This window comes from Nitratireductor sp. CH_MIT9313-5, from assembly GCF_037029545.1.
In the GTDB taxonomy this organism is placed as follows: domain Bacteria; phylum Pseudomonadota; class Alphaproteobacteria; order Rhizobiales; family Rhizobiaceae; genus Chelativorans.
Map to the genome: position 1 here is coordinate 2,445 of NZ_JAYMER010000024.1, position 6,320 is coordinate 8,764.

The following is a 6,320-nucleotide window of genomic DNA, read 5'->3' on the forward strand; positions in this document are numbered from 1 at the left end:
AGCCACGCTGCGTCACAACGGCAAGCACTGGCCCGTCATCGAGGCGGATCTGCGCGAAGCCGATCTGAGCCAATTCGAAGGTGTTGATCTTCTTGCTGGAGGCGTTCCCTGCCAGCCCTTCTCACAGGCGGGAAAGCGCAAGGGAGCAGCTGACGAACGCGATTTGTTCCCGAAGGCCATGAAGCTTATCAAGGAACTGAAGCCTAAGGCGGTGATGCTGGAGAATGTCACCGGTGCTCAGCAGGCATCGAACGCGATGCATCGCTTGCGCATTCTCGCCCGGATGGCGGCCCTTGGTTATGATGCAGAATGGCGCATCCTGAGCGGCGGCCCGGACTTCGGTCTGCCACAAAAGCGCAGGCGGGCAATTCTCGTGGGCTTCCGGCGCGGGATAATGCACCGCTTCTCCTGGCCTGAAGCCTTGGCCAAGAAAGCACCCACAGTCGGCGAAGCCCTCTATGACCTCATGGCAGCCAATGGCTGGGCCCATGTGGATGAATGGAAAGAGCGTGCCAACGGCTATGCGCCCACCATCATCGGTGGCAGCCAGAAGAAGGGCGGCATCGACCTCGCACAGCCGAAGTCACGGGAATCGTGGAGAGAACTCGGCGTTGACCCCGGCCACTACGCCAAGGCTGCACCGGATCGTGATGCGCCTCGCGATCATATGCCGAAATTGACGCTCGAAATGATGGCCCGCCTGCAAGGCTTCCGCGACGACTGGCAGCTGCAGGGCAGCAATCTGCAGAAGTTCCGGCAGATCGCCAATGCGTTCCCGCCAGCGATGGCTCAAGCCATCGGCCTCTCAATCCTCCGTGCTCTCACCGGATATAAGGTTGATCTGGAGAAGGAGCAGAAGCGCCTGTACAGGAAGAGCCTCAATCTGAAGGCCGTCCCGAACCATGTGGAAGCATATCCTTTAGATTGGGACGGCGAGGAGCTCGCAGTCGGCTGATGATGTTGCAGAAGTCCACTCATGGAGCCGCAACCATGGGGCAGAGAGCGAGATCGGGGAACGCGTACCGCATGCGATATGCTATCTCTGCTATAGATAAAGCGCGCGCAGGCGCTTGGGCCATGTTTTACTAGGCGCTTCGATTTCGCTTGCGGTGTGTTCTTCGGCTGGTGTATTTCTGCGCAAATCATCCTCACGGGGACCGCGTGGTTGCGCATCTTCTACACCATTGTTCTGATTCTTTCTCTGGTGGTGCTAGCTATGGCTGGCGCTCATACGAGTTATGCTCAGAATGATATTGGTCATCATTCCAGCACGCAGGCGATTCATCACGCCTTGGCAGAAGATGCTAAATGTTGCGCAGTAGAGGCTTCCGAAAACGCGTTGGTGGAAGATGGAGAGCATTATCCGAAGGCTGACTTAGTCTTCGAATGTTGTCTATCCATTTGTGGTTTCTACTCAGCATCTTGTCAGACTGTAAGTACTCTTCTTTCGATCTCCGACAAGGATAAGCTCGATCTTGTTGCGCAGGTCCGCGGCGGTCCGGTTGCTGAAGGTCCCTATCGACCCCCTGAAGCCTGATCTCTGACCATTTTGATGGGGCGCAGCCCTAGGCTGCGCCTTCAAACAGCTGGAAAAGATCGGGCTACCTAAATGTTAAAATTGACTACGCTGGCGGCACTGCCGTTGGTCCTTGCTGCGTGCCAGATGCCGCAGTCACAAGACTTACCTCGCATAGATCACCTAATGCTTGTTGCCCAGCCAGAGCTAGGCGGTAAGCCAGGCAGTGGCGGTTACGTCGTGACCAACTACACGCATCGGGTCCCGGTATCTCCGAGATCCTGGCGTGAGCTGAATAATGCTCAGACACGCAAAAAGGGGAGTGGGTCATGAAGAACCGTCCTCTTGCAGCGCTATTGCTGCCGGGCGTGCTCGCAGGCTGTGTTTCAGGCGCAGCCCTGGAGGCAGATGTAGCTGCATATCAGGATCCCAAAGCCGGCTTCATTCCGGTATTCGCGGGATCTGCTCAGGCAACGGGCAAGCGGACAGTCTGGGTGCAGTCTCAGGAAGAAGCACTGGAGCTACGCCGTGAAATAAAATCTCTCGTTGTGCAGAAGTTGGTCGGCGCAGATACGGCGGTGCAAGTAGCCCTCTTAAACAACAAGGGGCTGCAGGCAGCCTATGCCAATATCGGCATAGACGCTGCAGATGTATGGCAGCAAATGCTACCCCAGAATCCCACGGTTTCAGTGGGTGTACTGGGTATCGGAGCGCCAGAGATGCTCCTGTTCAGAGCTATTGAAGGTATGGTTACGACCAACCTCCAGGCGATGTATACACGCGAACGGCGGGTAGAACTGGCCAGGATGAAGTTCGAGCAGACGCAGCTGAAGGCAGTGGAAGAAACACTGCGTCTGGCAGCTGATACCAGGCGCGCGTGGATACGAGCGGTATCTGCCAATGAAGTGGTTGCTTACCTGAATCAGGGCCAGGCGGCTGCTGATGCAGCTTCGGAACTTGCCAAGAAGCTGGGCGAGTCTGGCGCGATGCCCAAGGCTGCGCAGGCTCGGGAGCACGCATTTTATGCAGAACTTACGGGCCAGTTGGCGGAAGCTCGCCTGAATGCGAAGCTGGCCAAAGAAGAGCTTGCGCGCCTTATGGGGCTTTGGGGGAGCGAACTTGATTTTTCCCTCCCAAACAAATTGCCACAATTGCCGAAGTCACTCAGATCCGGAGCGGCAATCGAAGCTGAAGCTCTACGCAACCGGGTCGATCTCAAGATAGCGCTATTGGAGCTTGAGTTGGCAGCCAAAGCCTTTGGGCTGACAAACGCGACACGATATCTGACCGATCTCGAACTCATAAGTGGCGTGGAAATCGAACAGGAAGTCGAGACAGAGTATGAGCTGAACGGCGGCCATCTCGATGAGCGCAAAGAGCGCAAGCTGGTCATGACCCCACAACTTGAGTTTGAATTCGTAATCCCGATCTTCGATTCCGGTCAAGCACGGCTTCGCAAGGCCGAATTGGCTTATTTGAAAGCAGCCAATCTGGTGGCCGAGCGGGCGGTAAACGTCCGTTCCGAGGCCCGTTCAGCCTACACCAGCTATCGCGCGCGGCATGAACTGGCGCGCCACTACAAGAGCAATGTCCTGCCGCTGCGTCAGAGCATCGAAGAAGAGAGTCTCCTCACCTACAATGGCATGATCACCAACACCTTTGAACTGCTCGCTGATACGCAGGCGAAAATCAGCACGCTCTTACTTTCAGTCAGTGCCAAGCGAGACTTCTGGTTGGCTGACGCTGATCTGAACGCGGTGATCTTCGGCCCGGGATCGGGAGCAAGTGCAGGCAGTGCGGCAGCGCCGGAGATGGCGGAGTCCGGCGGAAGTCCTCACTGAATTTTAAGGTGACTTCATGATGAATAGACGCAAACTGTTGGGCATTGGAGCGGCAGGTGCAGCCGCCGTTTCTGCAAAGGCCTGGGCTAAAACCTCCAATATGGGACTTCCGGAAGCGGCGCTGATGGAAAGCCCAACAACACAGCCCCCGCTCGCCCCGAGTGTTGGACCGGATTACAACCCGGTCGTCACACTTAATGGCTGGACGCTCCCGTTTAGGATGAACAATGGAGTGAAGGAATTTCACCTCGTTGCTGAACCCGTCGAACGCGAATTGGCGGATGGCATGGTCGCTTACCTGTGGGGCTATAATGGACAGTCTATCGGCCCCACGATCGAGGCAGTTGAGGGAGACCGTGTTCGTATTTACGTTACCAACAAGCTCCCAGAGCACACTTCGGTTCATTGGCACGGATTGATTCTGCCGTCGGGAATGGACGGGGTTGGAGGTCTCTCGCACCCCGGCATCCCGCCCGGCAAAACCTTCGTCTATGAGTTTGATCTGATCAAATCCGGCACCTTCATGTACCATCCCCATGCAGACGAGATGGTGCAGATGGCTATGGGGATGATGGGCTTCTTCATCGTCCACCCCAAAGACCCGGCATTCATGCCCGTCGACCGCGATTTCCTGATCATGCTGAACGCCTTCGACATCGATCCTGGGTCGTATGTACCCAAGATCATGACCATGACAGACTTCAATCTCTGGACATGGAACAGTCGCGTTTTTCCCGACATCGACCCACTTGTTGTCTCGAAGAACGACCGGGTGCGCGTTCGGGTCGGGAATCTAACCATGACCAACCATCCAATCCATATGCACGGCTATGACTTCGAGGTCACCTGTACAGATGGTGGGTGGGTAAGGCCGGAAGCACGGTGGCCGGAAGTCACCATCGACATTCCCGTGGGTGCCATGCGTGCCTATGAATTCGACGCATTATACGAGGGAGATTGGGCAATTCACTGTCACAAGTCTCACCACACCATGAATGCGATGGGACATGACGTTCCTACATTCATCGGTGTGGACAAATCGCTCCTTGCTCAGAAGATCCGGAAGCTTCGCCCCGAATACATGCCAATGGGCACGGCGGGCATGGCGGATATGGGCGAGATGTCTATGGAGCTACCGGATAATACCATCCCCATGATGGGAGGATGGGGGCCGCACGGCCCGCTCGAGATGGGGGGCATGTTCTCGGTGGTGAAAGTGCGCGAAGGGATCTCTGCAGGCGATTACACCGATCCTGGCTGGTATGAAAATCCTCCGGGAACGCAAGCCTACGAGTGGACTGGAGTTTTACCCGACTTCACCACTCAAGACAGTCCTGCCACGCACATTACCTCAACGCAGGAAAAGAATTCTGAGGGGCATGGTGCCCATCAGGTGGACAAGCATTGACCTGTGGTCTGCTTCAACAAGGTGAACGACATGAAAGCAGCATTCTTGATGGTGTCACTTGCCATTTTCGCGGGGCCGGCCATAGCGGCTGGCACTCATGCGGGTGGCCATGGCGAATACATGGCAGGTGAGCCCGGAGCGTTATCTGAAGTAAACAGGTCGATCGAGATCGAGATGCGGGAAACCGATGACGGGGAGATGATCTTCCAACCCGCGGCAATCAGCGTGAGGGCGGGCGAGACAATACGCTTCATCATCAAAAACGCAGGAGAGCTCGAACACGAGTTCGTCGTGGACCATCACGACAAGATGATGGAGCACAAGGAACTCATGCAGCGGTTCCCCGAAATGGAGCATGATGACCCGAACGCCATCCGCCTCTCAAGTGCCAGCAGTGGCGAAATCATCTGGAAGTTTTCCAATACCGGGAACTTCGAGTTTGGTTGTCTTCTTCCCGGCCATTACGAGGCCGGCATGAAGGGCAGCATCCTCGTTGCTGCACATTAACATCCCAACAACCTGGAAAGAGTTTGAATATGAAAGCGCGTGCTCTGATTACTCTTGCTGCTGTTCTTAGCCTTGCTGCTGTACCGGCAATCGCTAGCGAATATACGAAAGGCAAGGTCAAGAAGGTGGATATGAAAGCCAACAAGGTCACCATCATCCACGAAGAACTGAAGAATCTCGATATGCCTGCAATGACCATGGTCTTCGTCACCAAGGACGAAGCAATGCTGGAGAAATTGAAGGAAGGTCAGTCCATTGAGTTTGTGGCAGATCGTGTAAACGGAAAGCTCACTGTCCTCGAGGTGAAGTAGGCTTAAGCCGGTCCGAGCCGAGAAAAACTCTCTCGGCTCGGCGGCGCATCAAAATGCGGTGCGCGGAAAGTATCGGCCAGTTCTCAATCTTTGCCCTGCCGGATTTCAGCCCTACCTTGCTTGCAAGCCTCAAATGCAGTGCAGGGAGGAGCACATATGGAACGGCGGAAATTTTTACTGGGCGCGCTCGCTGGGTTGGCCGCTCCGGCTGTGGTTGGACGTGCTTCAGCAAGTGACGACTCCGGCAGCAGCCTGCCGATTCCTCCGCTGGTTGACGTCCATGAAAGTTCTCCCACTTTGCTTGAGGCAATAAACGGGGAGCGAGCATTTATCGGGCACCAACGAGCTAAAGTGCTTGGATGGTCTCAAAGCTATCTAGGCCCCACTCTTAGAATGCGCCGTGGGAGAGCGGCACGTATGTTGGTGGCCAACCGTCTTGATCGCGCCATCACCTCACACTGGCACGGCCTGCATGTACCTGGGTGGCAGGATGGCGGGCCGCAGAGCTTGATCGCACCGGGCTCCAGATTGGATCAGACTCTCGAGATAGAACAACCGGCGGGCACCTACTGGTACCATTCCCATCCCCATGGGGAGACTGGCGAGCAGGTCTATCTAGGATTGGCGGGAATGCTCCTTGTCGAGGACACGGACAGTTCCGATACTGAGCTGTTGCCGGTCGAGTACGGGGTCGATGATATCCCGCTTATTGTTCAGGATCGCGCTTTCACCAGACG

General features: G+C 55.8%; 7 protein-coding genes. All 7 read left to right on the plus strand.

The window, feature by feature from the left end:
- The coding region (locus WA367_RS16680) for a DNA cytosine methyltransferase (protein WP_336057910.1) at positions 1-955 on the plus strand (955 nt) is incomplete at its 5' end.
- A gap of 210 nt (positions 956-1,165) precedes the next feature.
- Entirely contained in the window at positions 1,166-1,537 is a 372-nt protein-coding gene (locus WA367_RS16685; protein ID WP_336057911.1) for a hypothetical protein, read from the plus strand.
- A gap of 308 nt (positions 1,538-1,845) precedes the next feature.
- Positions 1,846-3,357, plus strand: a complete 1,512-nt coding sequence (locus tag WA367_RS16690; RefSeq protein WP_336057912.1) for a TolC family protein — start codon at positions 1,846-1,848, stop codon at positions 3,355-3,357.
- A 16-nt stretch (positions 3,358-3,373) separates the two neighbouring features.
- A complete protein-coding gene (locus tag WA367_RS16695) occupies positions 3,374-4,765 on the plus strand; it encodes a multicopper oxidase family protein (protein ID WP_336057913.1) in 1,392 nt (463 codons plus the stop codon).
- 30 nt (positions 4,766-4,795) lie between these two features.
- Positions 4,796-5,272: a cupredoxin domain-containing protein gene (locus WA367_RS16700; RefSeq protein WP_036483856.1), complete on the plus strand. Its 477-nt coding sequence runs from the start codon at positions 4,796-4,798 to the stop codon at positions 5,270-5,272.
- Between the two features lie 29 nt (positions 5,273-5,301).
- Positions 5,302-5,583, plus strand: coding sequence for a copper-binding protein (locus tag WA367_RS16705; RefSeq protein ID WP_336057914.1), 282 nt, complete (start codon positions 5,302-5,304; stop codon positions 5,581-5,583).
- 156 nt (positions 5,584-5,739) lie between these two features.
- On the plus strand, positions 5,740-6,320 hold a 581-nt coding region (locus WA367_RS16710; RefSeq protein ID WP_336057915.1), incomplete at its 3' end, for a multicopper oxidase domain-containing protein.

Coding starts and splice junctions, on each gene's coding strand:
- WA367_RS16695 (WP_336057913.1), top strand. CDS start 3,374: ATGATGAATAGACGCAAACTGTTGGGCATTGGAGCGGCAGGTGCAGCC.
- WA367_RS16690 (WP_336057912.1), top strand. CDS start 1,846: ATGAAGAACCGTCCTCTTGCAGCGCTATTGCTGCCGGGCGTGCTCGCA.
- WA367_RS16700 (WP_036483856.1), top strand. CDS start 4,796: ATGAAAGCAGCATTCTTGATGGTGTCACTTGCCATTTTCGCGGGGCCG.
- WA367_RS16705 (WP_336057914.1), top strand. CDS start 5,302: ATGAAAGCGCGTGCTCTGATTACTCTTGCTGCTGTTCTTAGCCTTGCT.